The organism is Bacillus sp. NPDC060175, from assembly GCF_042728695.1.
Taxonomy (GTDB): Bacteria; Bacillota; Bacilli; order Bacillales; family Bacillaceae_G; genus Bacillus_A.
Window position 1 is genome coordinate 51,179 of the sequence record NZ_JBHWYR010000017.1, and the last position, 25,983, is coordinate 77,161.

Annotated in this window: 25 protein-coding genes and 1 pseudogene; 6 read left to right on the forward strand and 20 right to left on the reverse strand. The window is 35.5% G+C overall.

What is annotated here, in order from left to right:
• Positions 1-106 precede the first annotated feature (106 nt).
• Positions 107-1,639, forward strand: a complete 1,533-nt coding sequence (locus ACFWDE_RS11335; RefSeq protein WP_377892369.1) for a BA3702 family sensor histidine kinase — start codon at positions 107-109, stop codon at positions 1,637-1,639.
• Between the two features lie 73 nt (positions 1,640-1,712).
• On the opposite strand, the gene ACFWDE_RS11340 is transcribed toward ACFWDE_RS11335, so the two are convergent.
• The 11 genes from ACFWDE_RS11340 to hutP all read right to left on the reverse strand — a co-directional run bounded on the left by ACFWDE_RS11340 (position 1,713) and on the right by hutP (position 14,734).
• A complete protein-coding gene (locus ACFWDE_RS11340) occupies positions 1,713-2,504 on the reverse strand; it encodes a phosphotransferase (protein WP_377892370.1) in 792 nt (263 codons plus the stop codon).
• A 210-nt stretch (positions 2,505-2,714) separates the two neighbouring features.
• Complete coding sequence (locus ACFWDE_RS11345) at positions 2,715-3,329, reverse strand: alpha/beta hydrolase (protein ID WP_002146286.1); 615 nt, start codon at positions 3,327-3,329, stop codon at positions 2,715-2,717.
• Positions 3,330-3,356: 27 nt separating this feature from the next.
• The gene (locus ACFWDE_RS11350; protein WP_377892372.1) at positions 3,357-4,295 is read right to left on the reverse strand and encodes a ring-cleaving dioxygenase; all 939 of its coding nucleotides are present in this window, start codon (positions 4,293-4,295) and stop codon (positions 3,357-3,359) included.
• 319 nt (positions 4,296-4,614) lie between these two features.
• Positions 4,615-6,189, reverse strand: coding sequence for a glutamate synthase-related protein (locus tag ACFWDE_RS11355; protein ID WP_377892373.1), 1,575 nt, complete (start codon positions 6,187-6,189; stop codon positions 4,615-4,617).
• Between the two features lie 71 nt (positions 6,190-6,260).
• Complete coding sequence (locus ACFWDE_RS11360; RefSeq protein ID WP_377892374.1) at positions 6,261-7,388, reverse strand: alkene reductase; 1,128 nt, start codon at positions 7,386-7,388, stop codon at positions 6,261-6,263.
• Between the two features lie 602 nt (positions 7,389-7,990).
• Positions 7,991-8,452, reverse strand: coding sequence for a CarD family transcriptional regulator (locus ACFWDE_RS11365; protein ID WP_170935206.1), 462 nt, complete (start codon positions 8,450-8,452; stop codon positions 7,991-7,993).
• Between the two features lie 305 nt (positions 8,453-8,757).
• On the reverse strand, positions 8,758-9,729 hold the full coding sequence (hutG, locus tag ACFWDE_RS11370) for a formimidoylglutamase (RefSeq protein ID WP_002146281.1): 972 nt from the start codon (positions 9,727-9,729) through the stop codon (positions 8,758-8,760).
• Positions 9,708-10,979, reverse strand: a complete 1,272-nt coding sequence (gene hutI / locus ACFWDE_RS11375; protein WP_377892377.1) for an imidazolonepropionase — start codon at positions 10,977-10,979, stop codon at positions 9,708-9,710. Before hutI ends, hutG begins: the two co-directional genes overlap by 22 nt.
• 12 nt (positions 10,980-10,991) lie before the next feature.
• The gene (hutU, locus tag ACFWDE_RS11380; RefSeq protein WP_377892378.1) at positions 10,992-12,650 is read right to left on the reverse strand and encodes a urocanate hydratase; all 1,659 of its coding nucleotides are present in this window, start codon (positions 12,648-12,650) and stop codon (positions 10,992-10,994) included.
• Positions 12,651-12,673: 23 nt separating this feature from the next.
• Entirely contained in the window at positions 12,674-14,191 is a 1,518-nt protein-coding gene (gene hutH, locus ACFWDE_RS11385) for a histidine ammonia-lyase (RefSeq protein WP_377892380.1), read from the reverse strand.
• Between the two features lie 102 nt (positions 14,192-14,293).
• Positions 14,294-14,734: a histidine utilization transcription antiterminator HutP gene (hutP, locus tag ACFWDE_RS11390; protein WP_000926519.1), complete on the reverse strand. Its 441-nt coding sequence runs from the start codon at positions 14,732-14,734 to the stop codon at positions 14,294-14,296.
• A gap of 196 nt (positions 14,735-14,930) precedes the next feature.
• On the opposite strand from hutP, the gene ACFWDE_RS11395 reads away from it, so the two are divergent.
• Entirely contained in the window at positions 14,931-15,878 is a 948-nt protein-coding gene (locus ACFWDE_RS11395) for a class I SAM-dependent methyltransferase (protein WP_377892382.1), read from the forward strand.
• Positions 15,879-15,891: 13 nt separating this feature from the next.
• Here the strand turns inward: ACFWDE_RS11395 and ACFWDE_RS11400 are convergent, their stop codons facing one another.
• Together ACFWDE_RS11400 and ACFWDE_RS11405 are read right to left on the reverse strand one after the other, a co-directional pair.
• Positions 15,892-16,464 carry a DJ-1/PfpI family protein gene (locus tag ACFWDE_RS11400; RefSeq protein ID WP_377892383.1) on the reverse strand — a complete coding sequence of 191 codons (573 nt, stop codon included), beginning with the start codon at positions 16,462-16,464 and terminating at the stop codon, positions 15,892-15,894.
• Entirely contained in the window at positions 16,461-17,039 is a 579-nt protein-coding gene (locus ACFWDE_RS11405) for an AAA family ATPase (RefSeq protein WP_377892385.1), read from the reverse strand. Before ACFWDE_RS11405 ends, ACFWDE_RS11400 begins: the two co-directional genes overlap by 4 nt.
• A gap of 259 nt (positions 17,040-17,298) precedes the next feature.
• Here ACFWDE_RS11405 and ACFWDE_RS11410 point away from each other — a divergent pair, with 259 nt between their 5' ends.
• Positions 17,299-17,595: a hypothetical protein gene (locus ACFWDE_RS11410; RefSeq protein WP_002121472.1), complete on the forward strand. Its 297-nt coding sequence runs from the start codon at positions 17,299-17,301 to the stop codon at positions 17,593-17,595.
• A gap of 103 nt (positions 17,596-17,698) precedes the next feature.
• Entirely contained in the window at positions 17,699-18,130 is a 432-nt protein-coding gene (locus ACFWDE_RS11415; RefSeq protein ID WP_377892387.1) for a DUF2621 domain-containing protein, read from the forward strand.
• Between the two features lie 142 nt (positions 18,131-18,272).
• On the opposite strand, the gene ACFWDE_RS11420 is transcribed toward ACFWDE_RS11415, so the two are convergent.
• The 3 genes and pseudogenes from ACFWDE_RS11420 to ACFWDE_RS11430 all read right to left on the reverse strand — a co-directional run bounded on the left by ACFWDE_RS11420 (position 18,273) and on the right by ACFWDE_RS11430 (position 19,743).
• Positions 18,273-18,779, reverse strand: a complete 507-nt coding sequence (locus ACFWDE_RS11420) for a CcdC family protein (protein WP_001028439.1) — start codon at positions 18,777-18,779, stop codon at positions 18,273-18,275.
• 90 nt (positions 18,780-18,869) lie between these two features.
• Positions 18,870-19,577 (reverse strand): cytochrome c-type biogenesis protein CcdA, encoded by a 708-nt coding sequence (ccdA, locus tag ACFWDE_RS11425; protein WP_219919588.1) that lies wholly within the window; start codon positions 19,575-19,577, stop codon positions 18,870-18,872.
• Between the two features lie 16 nt (positions 19,578-19,593).
• Positions 19,594-19,743, reverse strand: a pseudogene (locus tag ACFWDE_RS11430) (peptidase T).
• Between the two features lie 322 nt (positions 19,744-20,065).
• Here ACFWDE_RS11430 and ACFWDE_RS11435 point away from each other — a divergent pair.
• Positions 20,066-20,974, forward strand: a complete 909-nt coding sequence (locus ACFWDE_RS11435; protein ID WP_377892389.1) for an EamA family transporter — start codon at positions 20,066-20,068, stop codon at positions 20,972-20,974.
• An 87-nt stretch (positions 20,975-21,061) separates the two neighbouring features.
• Entirely contained in the window at positions 21,062-22,222 is a 1,161-nt protein-coding gene (locus ACFWDE_RS11440; RefSeq protein WP_377892390.1) for a M20 peptidase aminoacylase family protein, read from the forward strand.
• Between the two features lie 21 nt (positions 22,223-22,243).
• Here the strand turns inward: ACFWDE_RS11440 and ACFWDE_RS11445 are convergent, their stop codons facing one another.
• The 4 genes from ACFWDE_RS11445 to alsR form a co-directional block, all read right to left on the reverse strand.
• On the reverse strand, positions 22,244-23,191 hold the full coding sequence (locus ACFWDE_RS11445; RefSeq protein WP_377892391.1) for an ABC transporter permease: 948 nt from the start codon (positions 23,189-23,191) through the stop codon (positions 22,244-22,246).
• Positions 23,184-24,095 (reverse strand): ABC transporter ATP-binding protein, encoded by a 912-nt coding sequence (locus ACFWDE_RS11450; protein WP_377892392.1) that lies wholly within the window; start codon positions 24,093-24,095, stop codon positions 23,184-23,186. Before ACFWDE_RS11450 ends, ACFWDE_RS11445 begins: the two co-directional genes overlap by 8 nt.
• A 94-nt stretch (positions 24,096-24,189) precedes the next feature.
• Entirely contained in the window at positions 24,190-24,765 is a 576-nt protein-coding gene (locus ACFWDE_RS11455; protein ID WP_377892393.1) for an FtsX-like permease family protein, read from the reverse strand.
• A 247-nt stretch (positions 24,766-25,012) separates the two neighbouring features.
• Complete coding sequence (alsR, locus tag ACFWDE_RS11460) at positions 25,013-25,921, reverse strand: acetoin biosynthesis transcriptional regulator AlsR (protein WP_002146263.1); 909 nt, start codon at positions 25,919-25,921, stop codon at positions 25,013-25,015.
• Positions 25,922-25,983: the final 62 nt, after the last annotated feature.

The window sequence follows — 25,983 nt, forward strand, 5'->3', positions numbered from 1 at the left end:
AATTTATTCTGTAATTTCCATTTTTTATAGAAATAAACGTCACACCTATATTATAGTTATTAATAGATCCATCTTTTTTAGATGCTAATTGTACGGAGGAAATATTATGAGTCGTAAAAAATATTCATCTACTCAAAAAAAGCGTCATCCGAACGTATCTGGACGCCTGCGAAACCATATACAAAATCGTTCTTTAGCAGAAATGTACGCATCTCTTTTCGAACATAACCCTGATAGTATTATTTCATTGAATTTAGAAGGAGTTATTTTACATATTAATCCCTCTGCTGAAAGAATATTAGGTTATACTTCTAACGAATTAGAGCGAAAAACAATCACTTCTATTTTAGAAGCACATATTTCTGATCAAGTGCTACAATACATAAAAAATACTGCAGCTGACAATCAAAAAGAGTATATCGTCTCTATTTATCATAAAGACGGATATTTACTAGATGTCGTAACAAAATTAGTTCCTATTTTTGCTAAAAATCGTTTAACAGGTGTATACGCCATTATGAAACCCCTTGAAAAATCAAAAAGAATTGAGAAAGTATTACAAGAGAGTGAGAAACGATTACGCACATTAATGAATTCAATGCCTGCATTTGTTATTTTTAAGGATCATGAAGGACGCTGGCTTGAAGCAAATGACTATGCGCTTTCTTGTTTCAATTTCCATAACGTACCTTATCATGGAAAAAGAGATAATGAACTCATTCAATATAACGAAGCGTACCGTGAATCTTTTTTGCATTGTGAAGAAGTCGATGAACTAACATGGCAAAAGGGACAAATTCTTCACGGAGAGGAATTTATTATACATAGAGATGATTTCGACCTAGTTTTAAGTATTTCAAAAGTCCCACTCTTCCACCCTGATGGCTCACGCAAAGGTCTTATAGTGATGGGAAGGGACGTTACCGAACTAAAAGAAACTGAAAAGTTATTACGAAAATCCGAAAAGCTTGCAGTAGTAGGACAACTGACAGCTGGAATTGCCCATGAAATTAGAAACCCGCTCACTTCATTAAAAGGATTTTTAACGTTATTACATCCAGAAATAAATGAGGAAAATAAATGGTATGTGGACGTTATGTTGAGTGAGATTTCACAAATGGAATCTATAACAAGCCAATTTATGGCGATGTCTAAACCACAAGTGTTATCTATTCATACATGCAACGTACAAACATTAATTGAAGAAGTTGTAACTTTTATTTTACCAACAGCAATTATGCATAGCGTTCATATCATCATGGATCATTTCGATTATATTTCTGACATTCAATGTGACAGTAATCAATTAAAACAAGTTTTGATTAACATATTAAAAAATGCAATCGAGGCGATGCCTGATGGTGGTAACATATTCATTCAAACAACTTCGTTAGAAAATGATTTTGTTTCAATACGCATTATGGATGAAGGTTGTGGGATTCCTGAAGAGCGCATGGCTCGTCTTGGCGAACCTTTTTATAGCTTGAAAGAAAAAGGAACTGGCCTTGGCTTAATGATGTGCTATAAAATCATTCAAGAGCATCACGGAAAATTATTCATTTCCAGTGAATTAAACATAGGAACAACTGTCGATATCCAATTACCGATTGCTACAGCTCATCCTGTAACAAACTCGTAACTATACATCTACACTAAAAAGCTCAAAGTCCCTATATGACTCTGAGCTTTATTTTTGTATAAAACGTATTTCATTACATCCATTCTCTTCCATGTTCACGAATGAATTTAATATCGTTTTCATAATGGTCAAGGTGTCCTTCATCTATCATTTTTTTGAAGTTCATATCGCCTTCTTTAGCTTTTCTTTTCATATATTCACATAACCCCTCTAATCGTAGCAATACCATCTCCAGATAATCTTCTTCCATACCCCCACCGTAAGATTCAAAAAACAATTTAACCCTTTGCTTTATACGATCCGCATGCTGTAATGAACTATAATAAACTGCCTCACCTGTTTCCTTATAATAAACTCTACTTAATGGGACACAAGTGTAAAGAGTATAGGCTATGTCCCAAAGTCTTGGTCCAGGACCAGCAACATCAAAATCAATAATACCTACTGGTTTTTCGTTATTAAAAATAATGTTGTATATTGCAAAATCATTGTGGCATACAACCTCTATTTTATTTGGAGTATTATCCATCGGTTTCCAATCATCTGATAACGGGAAATCACTCACAGCATCATGATAAAGACGGAGCATCTTCGCTATTTCTTTTAAAACATCATTAGACCACATATACTTTTTTAAAGGATAATTACCAGCTTCTCCTTCAATAAATGATAATATCTCTCTATCTTTATCATCAATACCTAAAAACTTTGGTGCATAACTAAAACCTTTGTTTTCCAAATGATTTAATAGCTTATGAATTTTGGTACTGCCTTGCTTTAATTCTCGTCGAACAGTATCTTCCGAACGATATACGTTTGAGACATTCCCTCCCGTTAGCATTTCTTCATTTTCGTAGTTTGACATCTAATAGTTTCCCCCTCATTATTAGAAAAATCGACACACTTAAAACAAAGTGCCAATTATTCTACACCCCTGCTCATTAACAAAACAGGAACCCCTTTGCTTTTCTTTATATTTTAACATAACTTTCCTATTCTCTTTTAATTCCTTAAATTGCAACAAAAAAATCGAGTATAAAATCTTCGTGATTTTATACTCGATTTAGTCTACTATTTATGCACGTGAAAATATTTTTCCATACCATTCTGTTGCCTTCTCTACTTCATTCATCGTTAATTGATGTCCTCTATTTTCCCAATGCATTGTTACATTAGCGTTTGCATTTTCTAATAGCATCTTCAATTCCTCTGACTCAGAAGGTGAACAAATTGGATCATTTGTTCCAGCAGCAATAAACACTGCTTTCTCTACTAAATTAGGAAGTTCTATCCCTCTTCTTGGGACCATTGGATGATGAAGAATGGCACCTTTTAAGGCATTTTCATAATGGAATAATAAACTCGCTGCAATATTTGCTCCATTTGAATACCCAACAGCTACGATATTATCTCTGTCAAATTCATATGTTTTTGCCGCTTCATTTAAAAATTCATTTAATTCATTCGTACGGAAAATTAAATCTTCTTCATCAAAAATACCTTCTGCTAATCTACGGAAGAAACGTGGCATGCCATTTTCTAATACATTTCCCCTAACACTTAATACAGAAGCTTCTGGATCAATTCTTTCTGCAAGTGGTAATAAATCTAATTCATTACCACCTGTACCATGAAGTAATAACAACACTGGTTTTGATGTATCTTTTCCTTTTTGAAAAACATGTTTCATCATAATCCTCTTCCCCTTTCAATCACTTTAGTCTAAATTTCTCACTTCAAATGGTAAGAGCGTTTGTTCAATCTGTTTTCTATTTGGTTCATATTGCTCCGGTAACTTTAAATCCTCACCCATCGTCTCTACAGATTCGTCATGAGCAAAGCCAGGAGGATCTGTCGCAATTTCAAATAAAATTTCCCCGTGTTCTCTAAAATAAATCGCATTAAAATAATTTCGATCTTGCACAGGAGTTACACCGTACCCAAAGCGAGATACATGTTCTCTCCAATCTAGTTGATCAGCATCGTCGCTCGCTCTCCAAGCAATATGATGAACTGTACCAACGCCCATCTGACCGCGTCCGATTGTTGATAATTTTAAATCAATAATATTTCCAATATCAGCAGAAGAACGGAATCGAACAAATTCACCCTCTTCTCCAATTTTCTCAAGACCCATAACGTGTTCTAACAATTCAGCAGTTTTTTGAGGTTGTACCGATAAAAGAACAGCACCGCCAAATCCTTTAATTGCTACTTCTGGCGTAACTTCTCCAAAATTCCAATTATTTAATTCGCCTTCTTCTCTTTCAACTAATTCTATATGCAAACCATGTGGATCATCAAATTCTAAATACTGCTCCCAAAATCGAGTCATCTTTGTATATGAAACATCAAACTTTTCTAGTCTATTTTCCCAAAACTCCATTGCACCTTTTGGTACGACATATGAAGTAATTCCTACTTGACCATCTCCAATAATTCCTTGGCGAGCACCTGCCCATGGGAAAAACGTAATAATTGTTCCAGGTTTTCCTCCTTCATTACCAAAATAAAGATGGTACGTACCTGGATCATCAAAATTCACTGTTTGTTTCACTAAACGTAACCCTAATACACCAGCATAAAAGTCTACATTTTCTTGTGGATGCCCTACAATTGCTGTAATATGATGTATCCCCATTGTTTTCTTTTCCATTTCACCCACTCCTTTTTTATTTCGTTATAAAAAACTGTTTATACACTACAATTCATTATTCATTTTGTCCATACTACAAAGTAAAATCCGCCATTATAATTTTATCTCGAATTCGAGATAATTTACAAAAAAATATTTGTTCGATTTATACTCATAATAAATCTTTATTTAGAATACGATTTATCTCGAACTCAAGATTTATTATAAGTAACTTATTTTTCATTGTCAATAAGTTACTTATTTAAATTATTCTTCTCTTGATTAACTTTATTATCGAATAAAAAAGTCATACCAACGTATGACTTTTAACACATATATTTTATTTTTGATTTACTGTAGGGAACAGCTCCGATAGCGGAACAATTTTTCCCCTTTCATCTTTAAACACAATATGCTCTCTCGTTAAATGGCGCGGGCTCTTTTCTCCCGCCGCTGCCGCTAATGAAAACAAACTATATCTCATACTAATAATATAGTTCATTACCCTCCATTTCTTCTCATACGGATCTAACGCTTTTTGGTAGTGCGGATTCGTAGTTGCAACACCCGATGGGCATTGCCCTGAATTACATTGAAGCGCCATAATACAGCCACTTGCCATCATGAAGCCGCGTGCTGAATTTACGGCATCTGCACCGATAGCTAAAGCAATCGCTACTTTATCTGGTGTGATTAATTTCCCTGAGGCAAACACCTTTAATTTATCCCGAACACCGTAATGATTCGCCGTATCAATAAATGTAAGTAATGCCGGTATAAGCGGTAGCCCCATACTATCTGCCATCGATTTATACGTTGCACCTGATCCACCTTCTGAACCGTCGATTGTAATAAAATCTGGATAGATGTTTAATTCTTTCATTGCTTTTAATAAATCTTCCAAAGGCTTCTGTTGACCAATTACAATTTTCATGCCCACTGGTTTACCACCGTTTTCTTGCAAATCTTGAATAAAATATAAAGCCTCTGCCGCACTATTAATAAATGAGAATCGATTTGGCGAATTAATCGTTTCACCTTCTCGTACTTTCCGAACGGAAGCGATTTTCTCATTTACCTTCTGTCCTTCCAAATGACCACCACGTATTTTTGCTCCTTGCCCAAATTTCAATTCAAACGCTTTAATATTACTTTCTTTCGCCTTCTCCATAAATTCCTTCATCGAAAAATTCCCGTCCTCGTCACGGTATCCGAATAATCCTGGACCAATTTGCGCAACGATATTCGAACCCGTATGTAAATGTTCCGGAATTACGCCCCCTTCCCCAGTATTAATCCACGAACCACCTGCCATTTTTGCACCAAACCCAGCTGATAAAATATAATTTTCTCCAATCGCACCGTAAGATGTCGCTGACGCTCCAAACATCCCATACAGTTTCCATGGATATTTACGATTTTCGCCGACTATAATTGCATCATCTTCTTCATACAACCAAAGGTTTGTTGTATCCGCTGTCAATTTTTCTCTTCTTGAAAATAACCCTTCTTTATGAATCATATACTTTTTTCCCTCACGTTCTTGCGTGAGATTCACACTTAATTCATCTGTTAATGTGGGGAATAATGTATTAGCAATATAATAGCCAGATTCCTCAAAATCCCGTTTTGATCCAAAACCAAGTATTTCCGAACGGTATTTTGCTAGAAACATAACACTTTGAAAATCGTAGCGCGAAAAAGGCTTTCCGTCAGTATCATGATCAAACCAATATTGCCGAAATTCTGGACCTATTTTTTCGAGTAAATAGCGCATTCTACCTAAGTATGGATGCAGTTTTAATATAGAATGATGCGTCCGTTTTTTAATAAAAAATGTAATGATAAAAAAGACAATTAAAAGTAGCATCAAAAAGAGCAATATACTAATAATAACGAGTAGCGCTTCACTCATTCCGCTTCCCCCTATATATGAAATTCCATAATAAAAAGAGAACACTCCATGTGTTCTCCTTTTATCCTTATTCACACTAACGTAGCAAGATGCTCTTTCGCGTCATATTCAACTAAACTTTCAGCATTTTTAATTCGCTGAACAAAATCTGGGTTAGCGATTAATGGTCTTCCGAACGCCGCTACATCAATTGTTCCTTCTTGCAATGCTTCTTCTGCCTCTTTCGGATTCAAATTACCTACTCCAAAGACAGTACCATCCCAATATTTTCTTACTAATTGATGAAAATTCTTTCCATCAGTAATAACTTGCGTATAATTCATCGTTGACGGATGGATCATCGTTAATCCAACTTCTTTGAACATATTTACGAACGTTTCAATCGCAAGCTCTGGATTTTCCCACATATAAGCAGGATTATCACCTTTAAATGCAGAGAAGCGAAGAAGTGTTTTATCAGCTCCAACTGCCTCTATTACAGCCGCGGTTACTTCTTTCATAAATGTTAACCTTTGCTTTAAATCACCACCATATTTATCTGTGCGCTTATTTGCAAATTCATAAGTAAATTGATCAATTAAATACCCGTGTGCACCATGAATTTCTACTCCATCAAATCCAGCTTCGATTGCGTTTTTTGCAGCTTGTGCATATTGACCGATAACTTCTTTTATTTCTTCTAACGTCATTGCTTCTGGAGTATCAAATGGTTTACGAAAACGCGGAACATTACCCTCCGCAGCAATAGCAGACGGCGCTTGTGGCATTTGACCGCCAATTATTTCGTGATGACTCATACGTCCAACATGCCATATTTGAGCAATAATCGTTCCGCCTTCTTTATGTACTGCCTCTGTAACAGGTTTCCAAGAATCAATTTGCGCTTGTGTATAAATACCTGGCACTCCCGGATTCCCTTTTGCTCTCGGGCTAATGACAATTCCTTCTGTAATAATTAATCCAATCCCATCAGCAGCACGCTTTCGATAATACTCTACTACATCAGTACCAACTACCCCAGTCTCATTATTTGCAAAACATCTCGTCATCGGTGCCATCGCTATGCGATTGTGAAGAGACCAAGATCCAATTTGAATCGGATCAAACAGCTTCGTTTCATCGGTGTTTTCAAAAGATCCCCAATTATTTATATTTGTTCCTGCATAAATATTTGCTGCTTTATCGTTTGAACTTGTCATTTTTCTTCCCCCTTATAAAAAACTTACTATAATCGCATCATACTTACTTTTAAATAGTAACGTCAATTTATACGTCTTTACCATTAAACATTCGAATATTAAACAAACAGAATGATAAAAACAAAAATTAAAAAGGTTTCCTAATTAGGAAACCTTTCTTAGTTGACCATATAAGGCTAACAATTCGTTTATCTCTTTTACATAAAGAAAATAAACAATTATTATCTCCTCACATATGGAAAATCTCTTAACAATAGAAATGAGAGTGGCTCAGTATTCTTCTAAAAATAAAAACTTATATACCTAAAACAATGAAAGCCCTACCTCTCTTTCATCCTTACGGCTCCTTGTCCGTGCCAGTGTGAATCAGGATTGCAAAAATCAAGTAACTATTTTATCGAAGTATTGAATTAAACTTCGAACATTCGTAAAAGAAATTAAAAAATAAAAATGGATTAAATTGTAGTAATAACAAAAGGGGTTAATGCTTTAAAAGTGGTTTGAAAGAGTTGAATGTTTTTGAAATGATTGATTTTCTATAATTATATTCCCAAAAAATTCAAGATCTTTTTTGGGATGTAATACATTATCTACAATGAATCTTAACAAAAGCTTTTTATTTGATTTTCTGTGATACCTTCAATTAATCCCAGTTCACTAATCAAAAATTCATGTGCATTATCTAACATTTTCTTTTCGCTTGCATTAAGTGCTTTTTCTTTCTGCATACGTAATAAATCACGTACAACTTCAGCACCTTCTTGTATTTTACCCGTTTTTATTTTATCTGTATTCAATTTATACCTTTGTTTCCACGTCAGTAATCTATCTGATTCCCCGTGCTGAAAAATATCTATTATGTTTGTTAATGCCTTTATATCTGTGACTGGTCGTATATTTGAACTCAATATTTTCCCCATAGGAATCATTACTTCCATATTACTAGCCGACATTTTTATAACATAATACTGTCTTTTTTCTCCTGAGATTTCCTTTTCTTCTATGGCTTTAATTATACCTGCTCCGTGCATTGGATAAACGATGTTATCGCCAATTTGAAACAAATAATCCACCTCCATATATGGTAACCTTCTCAATCTTAACACACATTTATTTTTTTAGCAAAATTTTTATAATATCACAAAAATATTTTCCATGTCAATTTATTTACGCATAAAAATTCAATCTGTACAGAAACACTTAAAAACCCGCATTTTTGTTACCTTTCCACACCCATTTCCTCCAATTTTATATACCTTGTAAAACAAAAAACACATCACTACATATAAGTAGCGATGTGTTTTTATATAATGTGCAACATGAAAGACAAAAACGGTTACTTCAAAACTTCACACACACGATTCTTCGCTTATATACTAACCTGTTTACTAATCGTTTCTCGCGCTAAAAGAAAACTCATAATCACTTGCGCAGCTACTCTACTCGTCATATCCCTAAAATCAAGAGTTGGATCAATTTCTACTATATCCATCCCTTGAACGAGTGGCTCTTTACCAAGGAATTCAATTGCATCAAGTAAAGTTGTACTATCCATTCCACCAGGACCGATTGCTGGACAGCCTGGCGCAAACGCTTGGTCTAATACGTCCATATCAAGAGAAATATAAATAGAAGTCACACCTTGTTTTCTTAATACTTCAATACTTTCTGAAATAAGATCTTTTATTTCTCGCTCTCTTACATCTTTCATTGTATACACTGTCACGCCATGCTCTTTTGCATATTCATGGTACGCTCGTGCATTTGAAAAATTACGAATCCCAATTTGAACGAGTTGTTTTCCTGTAATCACATCATTTTCTAGTAAACTACGGAACGGTGTACCATTTGATGGACCACCATCATCTAAATTACGTAAATCATGATGGGCATCAAATTGAATAATACCGACCTTCCCTTTACTATTTGCAAAACCAGTTACACTCGGAAAACTAATCGAGTGGTCACCACCAAGAACGATTGGTATCATTTTCGGATTTACTTTCGTCAAGTGACCAACTGTTTTCGCAATTCGGTTATGACTCTCTTTTATATCTGTCACATGCATCGTAATATCACCGCAATCATGAATAACACTTTCTTTCATATCATGTTCTTCTGTAATTGCGTACGTGCTATATGCATCTAACATTGAACGAATTGTTTTTGGTGCAAAACATGCTCCTGAATGACTAATAGATGGTTTAGAAAGGGGTGCTCCAATTAAGGCAGCACCGAATATTTCCTCCCCTTCCTCCCAATCTTTAATCATTTCGCTCCATTTCGTTACTTCGCGATCGATAAACTTTGCATTTTTCTTTAAATAGTGGCCGTGCTCCACGATTGTTCACCTCTTGTATATGCGATATTACCATTCTTCCATACTGTATTTACATGACTTACGCCGTAATGGTACGGTACGTAAGCGTAATTATAAGCATCCCATAAAACTAAATCCGCCTTACGACCAACTCTAATTTTCCCAGCTACATCGCCTCGATTAATGGCATAAGATGAGTTAACTGTTACCGCATTCCAGACTTCTTCTGGTGTCATTTTTAGTTTCAGCATTGCAATACTCATAATGAGCTGAATGTTTTCAGTTGGACAGCTTCCTGGGTTAAAGTCTGTAGCTAAAGCAACAGCAACACCTTCATCGATCATTTTGCGGCCGCGTGCGAAACTTTCTTTATTTAAATAGAAAGTTGTTCCTGGTAATAAAGTCGCTACTGTATTAGAGCTTGCAAGCATTTCAATTCCTTTATCAGAAGCGCCAACCAAATGGTCCGCTGATGCTGCACCAATTTCAGCCGCTGCTTCCGCACCACCAAGAGGGTCGATTTCATCCGCATGAATTTTCACATCAAAACCAAGCTCTTTCGCTTTTAATAAAAATTCTTTTGCTTCTTCTACAGAGAACACACCTGTTTCACAGAAAATGTCAACGAACTCAGCTAGTTGCTTCTCTTTCATTTCTGGTAATAGATCTAGCATCCATTGTAAAAATTCTTTCGATCTTCCTTTATACTCTTTCGGAACTGCATGAGCACCTAAAAATGTTGAAACTAAATCAATTGAATGCTCTTTTTGTAATTGTGCAGTTGCCTCTAATTGTTTCCATTCCGTCTCATCATCTAACCCGTAACCACTCTTCGCTTCTACGGTTGTTACACCGAAAGATAGCATACGGTCTAAATGAAATTTCGCTTTTTGAACAAGTTCTTCTTTCGATGCTTGTTTCGTTGCATTTACAGTTGAAAGAATACCTCCGCCTTGTTCTAAAATTTCCAAGTACGGCACTCCCTGTAACTTCAGCGCGATTTCATTTTCACGAGATCCACCAAATACAAGATGAGTATGCGGATCAACAAGACCAGGAGAAACCATTTTCCCGCCGCAATCAATAACCTCTTTCGATTGTAATCCTTTTGCTTCTTCCGCTGTTCCAACGAAAGTAATTACGCCGTTTTCGATTCCAACCGCACCGTTTTCAATAACAGGAAGCGTGTTCATCGCTTCCCGTCTTAACAAGCCATCTTCTTGATCCATTGTTAGTAATTGACCAATATTTATTAGTAAAGTGTCCAGCATGTTTCTTCCTCCTTATTTCATCATTGGAATGTTAACGCCTTTTTCTTTCGCAGTTTGAACCGCTAAGTCATAGCCTGCATCAACGTGACGAACAACACCCATACCAGGGTCAGAAGTTAATACGCGTTCAATACGTTTTGCCGCTGCTTCTGTTCCATCTGCAACGATAACCATTCCAGCGTGAAGTGAATAACCCATACCAACGCCACCACCGTGGTGAACAGACACCCAGCTTGCACCGTTTACACTGTTGATTAATGCATTTAAAATTGGCCAGTCTGCTACTGCATCACTGCCGTCTTTCATAGATTCTGTTTCACGGTTTGGAGATGCTACTGATCCGCAATCTAAATGGTCACGGCCGATAACGATCGGTGCTGATAATTCACCATTAGCCACCATTTCATTAATAATGCGGCCAAATTTTGCACGCTCGCCATAACCAAGCCAACAAATGCGTGATGGAAGACCTTGGAACTCAACTTGCTGACGTGCCATACGAATCCAATTACATAAATGCTCATTATCCGCAAACTCGCGTAAAATAACTTCGTCTGTTTTATAAATATCTTCTGGGTCACCAGAAAGTGCTACCCAGCGGAATGGTCCTTTTCCTTCACAGAATAATGGACGGATAAATGCTGGAACGAATCCTGGGAAATCGAAAGCATTTTTTAATCCTTCATCGAAAGCAACTTGGCGAATGTTATTTCCATAATCAAATGTAATCGCACCTTTTTCTTGCATTGCAAGCATTGCTTCTACATGTTTTTTCATACTTTCTTTTGATAATTGTACGTAACGTTCTGGATCTTCTTCACGAAGCTTCGATGCTTCTTCTACTGTGTAACCTACTGGAATATAGCCGTTTAATGGATCATGTGCAGAAGTTTGATCCGTAACTAAGTCAGGGATAATATTACGGTTTACTAACTCAGGTAAAATTTCTGCTGCATTACCTAATAATCCAATTGAAATAGGCTCTTTCTTCTCTTTATACTCGTTTGCAATAGCCAGTGCTTCTTCTAATGATTCTGTATACTTATCACAATATCTCTTTTCAATACGACGATCGATACTACGCTTATCTACATCAATAGCAATTACAACACCGCCGTTCATCGTTACAGCAAGAGGTTGTGCGCCACCCATGCCACCTAAACCAGCAGTAAGTGTTACTGTGCCTTTTAATGAACCATCGAAATGTTGACGTGCCGCTTCACCAAATGTTTCATATGTTCCTTGTAAAATCCCTTGTGTTCCAATGTAAATCCAGCTACCCGCTGTCATTTGTCCGTACATCATTAGGCCTTTTTTCTCTAGTTCACGGAAGTGATCCCAGTTCGCCCATTTTGGTACTAAGTTTGAGTTCGCTAAAAGAACGCGAGGCGCATCTTCATGCGATTTAAAAATTGCAACTGGTTTTCCTGATTGAACAAGTAACGTTTCATCGCTTTCTAACGTTTTTAATGAATCAACAATCGCATGGTAGCTTTCCCAATTACGAGCTGCACGGCCAATTCCTCCGTATACAACTAATTCTTCTGGTTTTTCAGCTACTTCAGGGTCTAAATTGTTCATTAACATTCGAAGTGCAGCTTCTTGAACCCATCCTTTCGTTTGTAACTCAGTACCTCTTGCCGCACGAATTGTTTGTTGTACTTTTTCCATTTCAATCTCTCCCTTTTCTCGTTTTATAGTGCTGCATTTACATCCAATCTTTCCTTTATTGAATAGTTCGTTTTTAACCAATGCGTGATATTTTCGATATCCGTTGAGAATATACGGTCATTTGTAATAGAAGGCACTTGCTGACGACCTTGATGATAGAAGCCCTTCGTAACTGTACTCATGTTTTCAATCCCGCGATATTCTGCTGCTTGCATCGCACAGATCATCTCAATTGCAAGAACGCGTCTTGCATTTTGAATAATTTGATGTGCATGACGTGAAGCGATTGTTCCCATACTTACGTGATCTTCTTGGTTAGCTGACGACGGAATTGAATCTACACTCGCCGGATGTGCTAACGTTTTATTTTCAGAAACAAGTGATGCCGCTGCATATTGCATAATCATTGCACCTGACTGAAGTCCTGGTTCTGGACTTAAAAATGGTGGTAAATCATTTAATTGCGGATTTACTAGGCGTTCAATACGGCGCTCTGAAATATTTGCAAGCTCCGCCATTCCTACTTTTAAGAAGTCCATTGCAAATGCAATTGGTTGTCCGTGGAAATTACCACCAGAAATTACTTTTTCCCCGCCATCAAAAATAAGTGGATTATCTGTTGCTGCATTCATTTCAATTTCTAATTTTTCTTTCACATAATTTAAAACTTGCCAAGAAGCACCGTGAACTTGCGGGATACAACGAAGTGAATATGCATCTTGTACACGAAGTTCTCCTTGTTTTGTCACAAGTTTACTATCATGAAGAATATCACGAATTCTGCTTGCCACTTCGACTTGCTCTTTATAACCACGCGCTTTATGAACATTTTCATCAAATGCATCAATAATGCCGCGCAATCCCTCAATTGTCATAGAAGCGATTAATTCAGATTGATAAGCCGTTGCTTCAGCTTCTATATAAGAAAGAACTCCTTGCGCTGTCATCGCCTGTGTACCATTGATTAACGCAAGACCTTCTTTTGCTTCAAGTTCAATAGGTTCAAGTCCTTCTTCTGTAAGAGCGACCATCGCGTGAACTCGTTTTCCTTTGTAGAACACTTCACCTTCCCCTAATAAAACGAGAGCAAGATGAGATAAAGGTGCTAAATCACCGCTCGCTCCTAGTGATCCTTGTTGCGGAACGACTGGATGAATTTTACGATTTACAAACTCAAGAAGCATATTTACAACAAGTGGTCTAACACCCGATACTCCTTTTAACATCGTATTAGCTCGTAAAATTAACATACCGCGTGATACTTCTTCCGGGAATGGATCGCCTATTCCACACGCATGTGACTGAATTAAATTATGCTGAAGTGCCTTTACATCATCTTTTTGAATAAGCACATCACTAAACTTTCCAAATCCCGTTGTAATACCGTAAACAACTTTTCCGTCTTCTACGATTTTCTCAACTACTTCGCGGCACTCTGCTACCTTTTGCATACTAGTTGGGCAAGCTGTTACACCTTCACCTTCAAGTAACAACCTCTTCATTTCTTCAACTGTCAATGTGTGTCCTGTTAACGTAATCATTCTTTTTCCTCCTTATAAAGGCAAAAGGGGACCTTATCTTTTTAAGACAGACTTCTGTCCTAAAAAATAAGGCCCCCTTCTAACTAATAGACTATGGGCAAATCATATGTGATTAATTCCTAAACCAATCGCCTCATGCTCAGATCCTTTTACAGGTGCACCAATCGTTCCATAAAGTGCAACAGCAACCCATTCGCCTTCTTTTTTTCCATCGTATGGTGTACCGCGCACAATCGCAAAGCGAAGTCCTACTGTACGAAGAACGTCTGCTAACTGAATTTGACCTCTCGTCACTCCGTACAAAGCTTCCATAATTGCATGATAAAGTGCATGTGTTTCTCTGTAAACATCTGTTTCAATAACTCGGTTGCTCTTAGCCGCTGTTTCCATTGCTGCTACTACTTTTTGCGAATTCATAGAACCAACTTTCCCAGTACAATATTTCCAACCTTTTGGAATAGATAATACGGGACTTTCATTCTCATCCGCAAGTGCCAACAGCATGGCCATACGACCAATTCGATGTGTTCCTTGAAGAAGCATGTGACTCTCTCATTTCTTTTGAATTATTTGAATATTACTTAATTTAAGAATATATGAAAACGGTTAAATCGTCAATAGTTTAAAATATTATTCAAGTAATTTTTTATCCCTCTCATACTTGTGTACACAATTTATTTACAGATTTTTTTCAGACGTGCTATAGTCTCACTAACAGATGCAAAGGAGCGAGATTTCAGTGGCGAAGCGAAAAGATATTCATTTTCGAATTGAAGAAAAATTTCTTGAAAGATTTGAATCAGCACTCCATTACGAAGGTTTAAATAAAACAGACGTATTAACACATGCGATTCAGCAATTTTGCATAAAGGTGGAATGTGAAAAAATGAATGATGTAAAACGCCAATACAACGTTAGTGACCATTTACAAACACGTATCGATACGCATAAACATTACGAAGAAAAACAAGTGAATATAGATGAAGTCGTCATTGAACATTTACAACTCCAAGGAGAAGAAAAAATATTAGAGGTCGGGTGTGCTAACGGAAAATTTCTTTCCCTTTTGCAAACTAATGGTCATAAAGGATATCTAACCGGTTTTGATCAATCGGAAACTATGCTTTCTGAAGCTGCTATAACGAATAATATGATTGAATGGAAACTCGGTGATGCTAGTAAACTTCCTTTCGAAGCTAATTGTTATGATTGGGTAATCGCAAGGCATATGTTATACCACATGAAAGATGTCGAAAAAACTATTCAAGGATTCCATAAGATAATTCGTCCTGGCGGCGCCCTTTTAGCTACAACAAATTCTAAAGTTTCATTACCTCGTATGGATGAAATGTGTAACAAAATGTTAGTCGCATTTGATTTACCAAAAACATCACCGGCAGCTTCTCCATTTTGTTCAGAAAATGGAAAAGAACTATTACAATCTGTTTTTCCAACTGTTGAAGAAACAATTATTCATAATGCACTCGTTTTCCATCATGCTACTCCGATTGTAGACTATATTTCTAGCATGTTTCCGTCACTAAATATACCTGATAATATATATCTTCACACCGAAATGAAGGAATGGCTAAAAGAAGAGATAGAAAGTGAATTATCACTTCACAACGGTATATGGCGCGATCCGAAAACGTTAGCGATTTATCGATGTAAAAAAGAAAAAAGCTAGCAAATGCTAGCTTTTACACGTTTTCAGGTAAAAGCTTCTCCATTACCACATTACCCTTACCACTATAAAAATTTATATTATGTTCGTTCGCTACTCCAAAATAAGAAGCAATTGCTATTCCAAATGGCACAAATGCATGTCCTTGCGCCGTAATAATATGTGATTGCTGTACAACTTCTTCATACACAAAGTTTTCTACTGGAAAACAATCTAATTTTTGATAATCTATGGTCACTGTATAAGAAATTTCTTTGAATAAACCTGCCCTTGCTAACGCATACGGTCCGGCACAAATCGCTGCCACTAATTTTTCTTTCTCAGAAAATTGACGAATAACTGAGAAGAGCAATTCTGCCTCTTTCATATGTATTGCATCTCCACCCGGAATAATAATTCCTTCATATTCTTCTACACAAGTTTCATTTAATTCTATGTGCGGCTGTACTCGCAAGCCAGTTTCACTTATAACAGTTTCCTTCGTCACTCCCGCTGTAATGATTTCATATTCATTTTTCAACATTGCCGTTGCTACCGTAATTTCAAACTCTGCAAATGTTGGGTATACGAATAAAAGTATTTTTTTCATATTCCTTTCCCCCTTAACCATTCCATAAAATATATTTCTAATTCGTTCACTGATAATGTATTTGTGTCCACATAAGCTACAGGAAATTGTTTATACCATTCTTTTTCAGTTTCTACTAATTTAAATTGTTCCTCAAATGTACTACGATTTCTTGCCCTATCATTATTTTTTCTATCATACAAACTCTCTTTCGAAACATCTAAATAAAAAATTGCATCCGAACGGCACTCTCTTAATTTATATAGTTCTTCTTTCAATCCTATTTCTATATCCCAATCTTCCCCAATAAGTTTCGGATAAAAAATTGTATAAAATTCAATATCTTCTGGTCCACGATCAAAAATAACAATCGATTCCTTTACATTTTGAAACTCTTTTATTTTTGCTTCAATAAACATTTTTTGATTTGTAATAAACCCGTCTTTTGTGTAAATATCCAAATTTAATTCTTTCCGCTTTTCTACAATTTGATAAGGGTTTTCATATATAATCGAATGTCCTCTCTTCTCTAATCTTTTTGCTAATGTCGTTTTCCCACTTGCCATCGGTCCTTGAAGTGAAACTATGTAAGTCATACCGATCATTCCTTTTCACTATTGTAAGTTACTTTTATAATATACAGAATTTTGAAAACCATCAACAAAATACTTACCATCTTGTTTCCTATTCCCATCTGACTTATAATGAAAAATAGAGATGATTATGAACGCATTTTTTATGTAAGCTTGGGTTTCCAAGCTTACATTATTTTTTGCTTCCACTTTTCTTATAAAAAGAGTATACTAACATGGAACGTATGTTCTTAATAATTACATACAGTAAGGGGATAGAACAATGGTATACGACACAAAAGCAATTTCTTGGAATGCATCGTTAAAACAACTTCAACGCCGCTATACAAATAAACAAGTTGACCGAAAAGAATTTGAAGATATTGAACTGATGGAATTCTTCCGCGATAACGACTACATTTCTTTACCTACACATATAAGCGGCCTATCAACAAAACGTTTTACTTCTTACTCTATTTTCACAACTGAAGATAAAGATCGTAAAGTTGGCACCCTTATCATTGAATATGTAGAAGATGAAAATGATATTTTACGTGTTGAACAACTATACTTCGTTTAAACTACAACGCTTGGTCAAATTGACCAAGCGTTCTTGCTTTCTATGAATCTCACTGTTTATAATATGAATAAAAGAAAACCACAATCATTAAGGGGGGGTACGCTTGCTCGAAGGATGGTTCAGTTGGTTCATTGTATTATGGACTGTCATTTTATTAGGGCTTATGTCTATCGGTGGATACTTTATGTTCAGAAAATTTTTAAAACGATTACCAAAAGAAGACGGTATGTCTATCTTAGATTGGGAAGCACACTACATTGATCAAACACGACACTTATGGGATAACGAGCAGAAACAATTATTAGAAGAACTCGTAAGCCCTGTTCCTGAACTATTTCGTGATGTTGCTAAATCAAAAATTGCTGGTAAAATTGGGGAACTTGCAATAAAGGAAAACGCTTCAAAAATTACACAAGATTTAATTATACAAGGATATATCGTTGCCACACCGAAGCGCGATCATAAATTTTTAGTTAAAAAATTGCAAGAAAAAGAAATTGATTATTCGAATTATAAAACTTTACTTGCAAAATAATCTTCATTTTTTCCCCTATTTTCAACAAGTTAACATCAATGGTAAACGTTTTATACGTCGTGGTTGGGACAGAAGATGTTAACAATACCAATAAAAAGACAGCGTCTTTGACGCTGTCTTTTTATTTTATACATATACAGTTTTAAGTTAGTTTCATATCTTTTTCATTATAAAAACCGTCTTCTTTTTCCATTTCCTTCTGTAATTTCGTAAAGGAACGGTACATCGCAATTCTCCATGACACAATCATCGCAAACGCAAGTAAGAAGAACATGCCACTAAGTTGTCCTAAATCAAGAGATTGGCTTAAGTATGTTTTAAATACAATTCGCACTACAAGTAATCCAATTAATATAAAAACAAATGCTTTTGAACGCTTCAAATAAATCTCTTGCCCTCTAATTTCAAATTTAGATGTTTTAATAAGAAAAATAGAGAAAAACAAACCAACGCCAATAGCTTCTAACATTTCTGCTGGAGTTAATCGGAATTCAGGAAAAACATACATCAATGCTCCCGTGCTCATAAAAAATGGTGGAAGTATAATTTTTTTCAATGTTGCGGGTTTCTTAGCTGCTTTTAAACGAATAAACATCGCACCGACAGCCATACAAACAGCAACGATACTTGATAAAAGAACTATGTTCATATTTTCTCATCCTTTTTTGTGGCTATATGCAAAATATACTTTCATTATATGCTTTTCCGTTAGTATTTCCAACATTTTCACAGAATAATACTAAAAACCGGTAAAACCACCAAATAAACTTGAGAAATATACGATAATTTTCGTCATCCAATTAAAGTATAAGAAGATACCCATAACAATCATAATGTATCCTCCGACTTTCATGAACGCCATACTATTTCTTTTAATCCAAGACATTTTCGTAATAAAGAATGAAAGTATGAAAAAGGGAATCGCAAATCCAAGTATGTAAGCAATCATATAAATCATTGCCGATTCTGGATTTGTTGCAGCTAATCCAATTACAGACACTAAAATAGGTCCAGTACATGGTGTCCACCCTGCAGCAAATGCCAATCCAATTAAAACTGAACCAAAATAACCACTCGGACGGTTTTTGAAAGTAAATTTACGATCTTGCATTAGAAACTTCGGCTTAAATACACCGACAATAATAAGACCGAACACGATGATAAATATACCACCTAACTGTCTAATTAAATCTTTATAATCCGTAAAGATTCCTCCGATAAAACTTGTACCAAATCCAATTGCAATAAAAATAATTGAAAAACCAAGTAAGAAAAACGCTGTATGTATCATACTTCTTTTGCGAAGCATTGCATTTTCTTCTTTCAATTCAGAAACCGACATACCTGTTATGTATGATAAAAATGCAGGGTAAAGCGGTAAGCAACATGGGGAAATAAATGATAAAAATCCAGCGCCAAACGCTAAAAAAATACTAATATCTTGCATGATTCCACTCCTCTCCTTACATATTGTAGCAAAAACACATAAAAATACTATGAACAATTCGTGAACTCACTTTAACAACGTCATAATAAGAAAAACTACCCTTTCAAACAGTTTCTAATAAAACGTTTTTATTTCCTTCTATTATATAGAACAATCTCAATTGAATTATGAAGCTCTTTCTAGTTGTTACTAACATAACAAAGGTTTCACAGTTTCTCAAATACTTAGCACATTACAATTAACTTCACACATATCGACCTGAAAAAATATTTTTTTCAAATGCTGTCTTTATACAATGCAACGCTGATTTTACAATACTTTAATTATTATTAATTTCAAGATTATGCATAAATATCATACTTTTATTATTATTCTATAAAATGTCGCACTTTTCTTTCAGTTGACCCTTTATTTTTAATTTTGTATACTTCCCTCTAGTTATATATGTCCGTTACGGAACAATTTCATATAGATGGGAGGAATTTTTCATGCTTCGTTATTCTCTTTTAGTTTTATTAGGAGCGTGTAGTTATGGGATTTTAGCTATTTTCGTTAAACTTGCTTATGCAGAAGGATTTTCACTTGGAGAGGTAATTGGTAGCCAATATTTGTTCGGTTGGATTATTTTGCTTACTATTACACTTCTATTTTCTAGACACCGTGTTCCATTAAAACAAGCCTTAATTTTATTCGTTGCAGGAACATCGGCAAGCTTCACTGGAATTTTTTATTACGCTTCATTAAAAACTGTACCAGCTTCTATTGCAATTATACTTTTATTCCAGTTCGTTTGGGTTGGGATTATCATTGAAGCAGTCGCAACGAAAACATTACCTTCAAGAGAAAAAGTTATTTCGGTTATTTTCTTACTTGTAGGTACATTTTTATCAAGTGGTTTAATAGAAAAATCAGCAGGTGATTTCGATACGACTGGAATCATTTTAGGTTTATTATCTGCCGTTACATTCGCAACATACATTTTCGTGAGCGGAAAAGTTGCTGTTGAAGTGCCTTCATTACCGCGCGGTGTTCTTTTAATGGCTGGTGCTTTAACTTTAGTAATGCTCGTATTCCCGCCAACATTTATTATGAACGGTGCCATTTCTCAAGGGCTTTGGAAATATGGCTTAGGATTAGGAATATTTAGTATCGTTATTCCGTCTATTGCCTTTACAATTGGCATTCCAAAAATCGGGTCTGGATTAGCGACTATTCTTGGTGCAGCCGAACTACCAGTTACAACAATTATGTCTGTATTCGTTTTAAAAGAAGCTGTACTATCTTCACAATGGTTCGGTGTATCACTTATTTTAATCGGTATCGCAATCCCGCAAATTGCATACGCAATGCGTGGACGTTATAAAAAACAACATACTCATAAAAAAGTGGCAGCATAAACGAGAGAGGATTTTCATTTGAGAATCCTCTCTTTTATTATTGTATAATTAATATAAATACTTCACTTAAGAAAGAGGGCATAATAAGTGGCATCCATTCCAAATCAATTAACAGAAAAACTTATTTCTATTCGTCGACATTTACACGAATACCCAGAACTATCATACGAAGAATTTGAAACGACAAAAGCGATAAAAAATTGGTTAGAAGAAGCTAACATTACTATTATTGATTCCAATTTAGAAACAGGAATTATCGCTGAAATTTCTGGTAATAACAACGGACCGATTGTAGCGCTTCGTGCTGATATCGATGCCCTTCCTATACAGGAAGAAACAGACCTTCCATACACTTCAAAAATACAAGGTAAAATGCATGCTTGTGGGCATGATTTTCATACAGCTGCTATGTTGGGTGCGGCTTACTTATTAAAAGAAAAAGAAGCTTCACTTAACGGAACGGTTCGCTTTATATTCCAAGCTGCTGAAGAAAGTGGAAACGGAGCATGTAAAGTTGTTGAAGCTGGGCATTTAAAGAATGTACAAGCCGTGTTTGGTATGCATAATAAGCCCGATTTACCAGTAGGTACAATCGGTATTAAAGACGGTCCACTAATGGCTGGAGTAGATCGATTTGAAATTGAAATTCATGGTGTTGGGACACATGCAGCTGTGCCTGATGCCGGCGTCGACCCTATCGTTGCATCATCTCAAATCGTTATGGCACTTCAAACAATTGTAAGCCGAAATATTAGTTCTTCTCATAACGCTGTCGTAAGTGTAACAAACATTCATTCAGGGAATACATGGAACGTTATTCCTGAAAAAGCTACATTAGAAGGAACTGTTCGTACATTCCAAGCTGAAACACGTGAAAAGATTCCGGCATTAATGGAACGTATCATTAAAGGCGTTTCTGATGCACTAGGTGTAAAAACAGAATTTCGATTTTACCCAGGTCCTCCTGCTGTTCAAAACGATAAAGTACTCACTGATCTTTCTATTCAGATTGCAGAGAAAATGAATCTAAACGTTATCTCTCCTACACCATCAATGGCAGGAGAAGATTTTTCTTTTTACCAACAAGAAATACCAGGTTCATTCGTCTTTATGGGAACAAGTGGTACACATGAATGGCATCATCCAGCTTTTACAGTAGATGAAAAAGCATTGCCTATTAGCGCGGCTTATTTCGCCTTATTAGCCGAAGAAACTATTCATCAACTATTACAAGCAAAAAGCCGTTAAGTTACCCTTAACGGCTTTTGCTTATGCTGTTAAATCTCGTTTTATAAATGCAGTATAGGAAACCCCTAAAAATACAGCTAAGTATAAAAGAAGCATACAAGAAGCAAATGGGAATGTTACTCCATCAATAAAGCTTCCACCCTTTAACAGCCCATATAAATCTGTATTCGCTGGTAATAAATATTTCGCCCATTCATATCTTGATGCCGGAATTAGCGCTATTCCCCCTGATAAAGCGAGAAATAGAGAAATCCCGATTGCACCTCCGCTCGATCTAGTTAAGATGGAAATCATAAAGGCAAATGCAGCATACACAAGAGTTGGTAACCAAGATAAAATATAATATTTACTTGCTTCTACGAAAATATTTTGTTTTATTATATTTCCATTTTGAACGACAAATTCAGTCCAAGCTGGTTGTTGGAATTTATAAATAATCAGCCCACATAATACGGAAAAAATCATATTAAATATAAACAATAACGCTGCAAATATAACGATTGCTAAAAATTTTGCTGTTAATATTTTAAATCGACTCGCTGGACGAATCGTTAAAAATTTATATGTTCCCCAGCTATATTCATTCGCAAAAATTGTACTCGCATATACGAGAATAAATGGAAGTAAAATAGGAAAAACAATAAAACCAGTATCTCTCATGAAAGAAAGTGGAGAACTACTTGCTGGCGCTGTATTCGTATCTAAATGCTTCATTTTAAGCTGGTATTCCTTTACAAGCTCGTCTCCTGACTTTTCTGTTAAAATATCCTCTTTTTTCATGCCGAGCTTTTTCTCAATTTCTACAGTTCGTTCTGTATAATCCGCTTTCCACCCTTTTGTTTCTGGCTCTAAATACTTTACCGTAACCCATCCTAATCCAATAATTAATACCGCAATAACTGCAAAAGGAATAATCGTTCGCTTTCGCTTAAATATTTTATACAGCTCGTTATAAACTAAATTAAACAATATCTTTTCCCCCTGTTAATTCTAAAAACTGCTCTTCTAGCGTTTTTCTTTCCTCATAAACACGATAAACTTGAATATTTTTCTCCATCAATATACGCAGAATATTCGGAATTTCTTGATCTTTCACGTTTATAATTAATTCATTTTCTTTTACTAAAACATCGTATTCTAAAACCTCTGCCGCTTTATTCGCATCATCTACACGTATATGTATTTCTTCTGTTTCTTCCTTTTTATCACTTTGAATATTTTGTGTTGCGACATATTCTCCATGCTGAATAATAATAACCCTGTCACACATTAATTCAACTTCTGAGAGTAAGTGACTAGAGACAAGAACAGCTTTTCCTTGTTCATGTGCAATTTTCTTTATGTACATCCGCATTTCATGTATACCACTAGGATCTAATCCGTTCGTTGGTTCGTCTAGTATTAATACATCTGGATTATGTATAAGTGCTTGAGCAATTCCTAAACGTTGTCTCATACCGAGTGAATATGCTTTTACTTTACGGTCAATCACTTGTCCCATTCCTAATAGTTGCACAACTTCATCGATACGCTCTTCAGTCACATTGCCATTCATTCGTCCGAAATATGTTAAATTTTCATAGCCGCTTAAGAAAGGATAAAATTCTGGTGTCTCAATTACAGCGCCAATTTTCGCAGCAGTTTTTTCAAATTGCTGTTTTACAGATTGACCATCAATCCATACTTCTCCTTCTGTCATACGAATCATTCCGACCATCATTCGCATTAATGTCGTTTTTCCAGCACCATTTGGTCCTAATAAGCCAACTACTTCACCTTTTTCCACTTCAAAACTAATATTTTCTACTAACGTCTTTGAACCAATTCGCTTTGTTAATCGATCAACTTTTACGATCGCTTGCTCATTTATCATTCCATACAACCTTTCTTCTTAACTCTTTTTTTCAGTTCTTCCCACTGTATCATGATTAATAACATGTGTAAAATGAAGAAAAAGACATGATTTCTCATGCCTTTCTCCTTGTTTCATATGACCTTTCACCCTTTAACCTTTGTATAAACCTACAACATTGCCACATTGATATTATAATGACGGTTATCATAACAACTGCTGTTACCATTATCGCATACGTCGTAATCGGTGCATTTGTTACTCCTTGGATTCCTACTGTTTTCATAAAAATAATAATAAATAATTTCAAAAATAACATACCATGAATTAATCCGAAAACGAAAGCTCCTCCGTAAATTAATAATTGCTCATAACACAATAAACATAACATTCCTTTTCTCGTCATATTCACTACTTCATACGATTTAAACTCCTCTCTTCTTACCTGTAAAAAAGAGGATGTCATTTTATAAGTAATGAAAATACATACAAAAACTCCAAATAGAAACATAGCATAAAACCACTTTACAAATATAAGTGTATATCCCGCTTTACTTATTACAGCTTCATTGAATCGGAATGATATCATAAAAAAACAAATCATTGTATTCATAGCAATCCACGTAAATTGTTTTAACCTTTTGGTAGCAAATGTTTGTATATTTTTTCTCGCTAACCTACATAAAGACATAGATTCCTTCCCCTACCTTACTTCATAACATACGTATTCTATACTACTAGTGTATAAAAATATGACATTTTAAACATCGCACTTCAATCGGAATCTTTTCTAAGCCTTTAGTCCTAGAAACCAAGCACATTTACCTCTTTAGCATAAAAAAAAAAATGAAAATGCACTTTAGTTGCATTTCCGTTTTTTTTAATGAGGTGAATCTTTATATAACTTAATTATCATGACTGCCTTGTAACTTCATCAACTATTCAGCCTTCGCATCTTCCACTTCAATCCTTTTTTTCTCTCTTGCAATTTTCAAAAACTCTAACAATTCTGGATTGTTATTCATTTTTTTATAAGCCACTGACATTTCTGCAACAAAATTAGAATCACATAACTCTTTATATACAACTTCTGTTTTATACAATTTATTTGCGGATACAGGTATTACTGTAATTCCAATACCTGCTGCTACAAGCCCCATGACAGTTTGATACTCCGTTGCTTCTTGTACAATATGCGGACTAAAACCTACATCGCGGCAAAGCGATAAAATTGTATCGTATAACGCTGGCCATACTGGTCTCGTAATAAATACGAACGGTTCATCCCTTAAATCTTCGATATGTATTTCGTCCTTTTCAGCAAGCGGATGTGCCTTCGGTAAACATAACGTACACGAAAGTTTTTGAATTGGTTCTAACTCAAGTAATTGCGTTGGAATTGGCGGACGTAAAAATCCAATATCAATTCGATTATCATGAAGTGCATGCACCTGATCCGGTGTTGACAATTCATGTAATGCAACAGACACTCTTGGAAATTTCTTTCTATACTCCCTGACGATTGACGGTAAAATATCATATATCGCCGCACCTACAAAACCAATTGAAAGTGATCCCACTTCTCCCCTTTGAGCACTTTGTGCGACTTCTACTGCTTTTTCAATTTGTTCAAACGCTTTTTTTACTTCTTTTAAAAACATTTCTCCAGCTTCTGTTAATTCAACCTTTCTCTTCGTTCTTGAAAATAACATAACTTCCATTTCTTTTTCTAATTGCTGAATTTGTTGACTAAGCGGGGGTTGTGTCATTTGTAAACGAGCAGCTGCTCGTCCAAAGTGCAATTCCTCTGCCACTACAACAAAATATTGCAAATGCCGTAATTCCATTTTGGACACCCTTTTCATTTTCGATTAATACATCTAATATATTAATAACATATAATTTATAT

Bases quoted from the DNA above. Each gene is read 5' to 3' on its own strand.
- ACFWDE_RS11335 (WP_377892369.1), top strand. From the start codon at position 107: ATGAGTCGTAAAAAATATTCATCTACTCAAAAAAAGCGTCATCCGAAC.
- ACFWDE_RS11340 (WP_377892370.1), bottom strand. From the start codon at position 2,504: ATGTCAAACTACGAAAATGAAGAAATGCTAACGGGAGGGAATGTCTCA.
- ACFWDE_RS11345 (WP_002146286.1), bottom strand. From the start codon at position 3,329: ATGAAACATGTTTTTCAAAAAGGAAAAGATACATCAAAACCAGTGTTG.
- ACFWDE_RS11350 (WP_377892372.1), bottom strand. From the start codon at position 4,295: ATGGAAAAGAAAACAATGGGGATACATCATATTACAGCAATTGTAGGG.
- ACFWDE_RS11355 (WP_377892373.1), bottom strand. From the start codon at position 6,189: ATGAGTGAAGCGCTACTCGTTATTATTAGTATATTGCTCTTTTTGATG.
- ACFWDE_RS11360 (WP_377892374.1), bottom strand. From the start codon at position 7,388: ATGACAAGTTCAAACGATAAAGCAGCAAATATTTATGCAGGAACAAAT.
- hutI (WP_377892377.1), bottom strand. From the start codon at position 10,979: ATGCTGGACACTTTACTAATAAATATTGGTCAATTACTAACAATGGAT.
- hutU (WP_377892378.1), bottom strand. From the start codon at position 12,650: ATGGAAAAAGTACAACAAACAATTCGTGCGGCAAGAGGTACTGAGTTA.
- hutH (WP_377892380.1), bottom strand. From the start codon at position 14,191: ATGATTACGTTAACAGGACACACATTGACAGTTGAAGAAATGAAGAGG.
- hutP (WP_000926519.1), bottom strand. From the start codon at position 14,734: ATGCTTCTTCAAGGAACACATCGAATTGGTCGTATGGCCATGCTGTTG.
- ACFWDE_RS11400 (WP_377892383.1), bottom strand. From the start codon at position 16,464: ATGAAAAAAATACTTTTATTCGTATACCCAACATTTGCAGAGTTTGAA.
- ACFWDE_RS11405 (WP_377892385.1), bottom strand. From the start codon at position 17,039: ATGACTTACATAGTTTCACTTCAAGGACCGATGGCAAGTGGGAAAACG.
- ACFWDE_RS11410 (WP_002121472.1), top strand. From the start codon at position 17,299: ATGGTATACGACACAAAAGCAATTTCTTGGAATGCATCGTTAAAACAA.
- ACFWDE_RS11420 (WP_001028439.1), bottom strand. From the start codon at position 18,779: ATGAACATAGTTCTTTTATCAAGTATCGTTGCTGTTTGTATGGCTGTC.
- ccdA (WP_219919588.1), bottom strand. From the start codon at position 19,577: ATGCAAGATATTAGTATTTTTTTAGCGTTTGGCGCTGGATTTTTATCA.
- ACFWDE_RS11435 (WP_377892389.1), top strand. From the start codon at position 20,066: ATGCTTCGTTATTCTCTTTTAGTTTTATTAGGAGCGTGTAGTTATGGG.
- ACFWDE_RS11450 (WP_377892392.1), bottom strand. From the start codon at position 24,095: ATGATAAATGAGCAAGCGATCGTAAAAGTTGATCGATTAACAAAGCGA.
- ACFWDE_RS11455 (WP_377892393.1), bottom strand. From the start codon at position 24,765: ATGTCTTTATGTAGGTTAGCGAGAAAAAATATACAAACATTTGCTACC.
- alsR (WP_002146263.1), bottom strand. From the start codon at position 25,921: ATGGAATTACGGCATTTGCAATATTTTGTTGTAGTGGCAGAGGAATTG.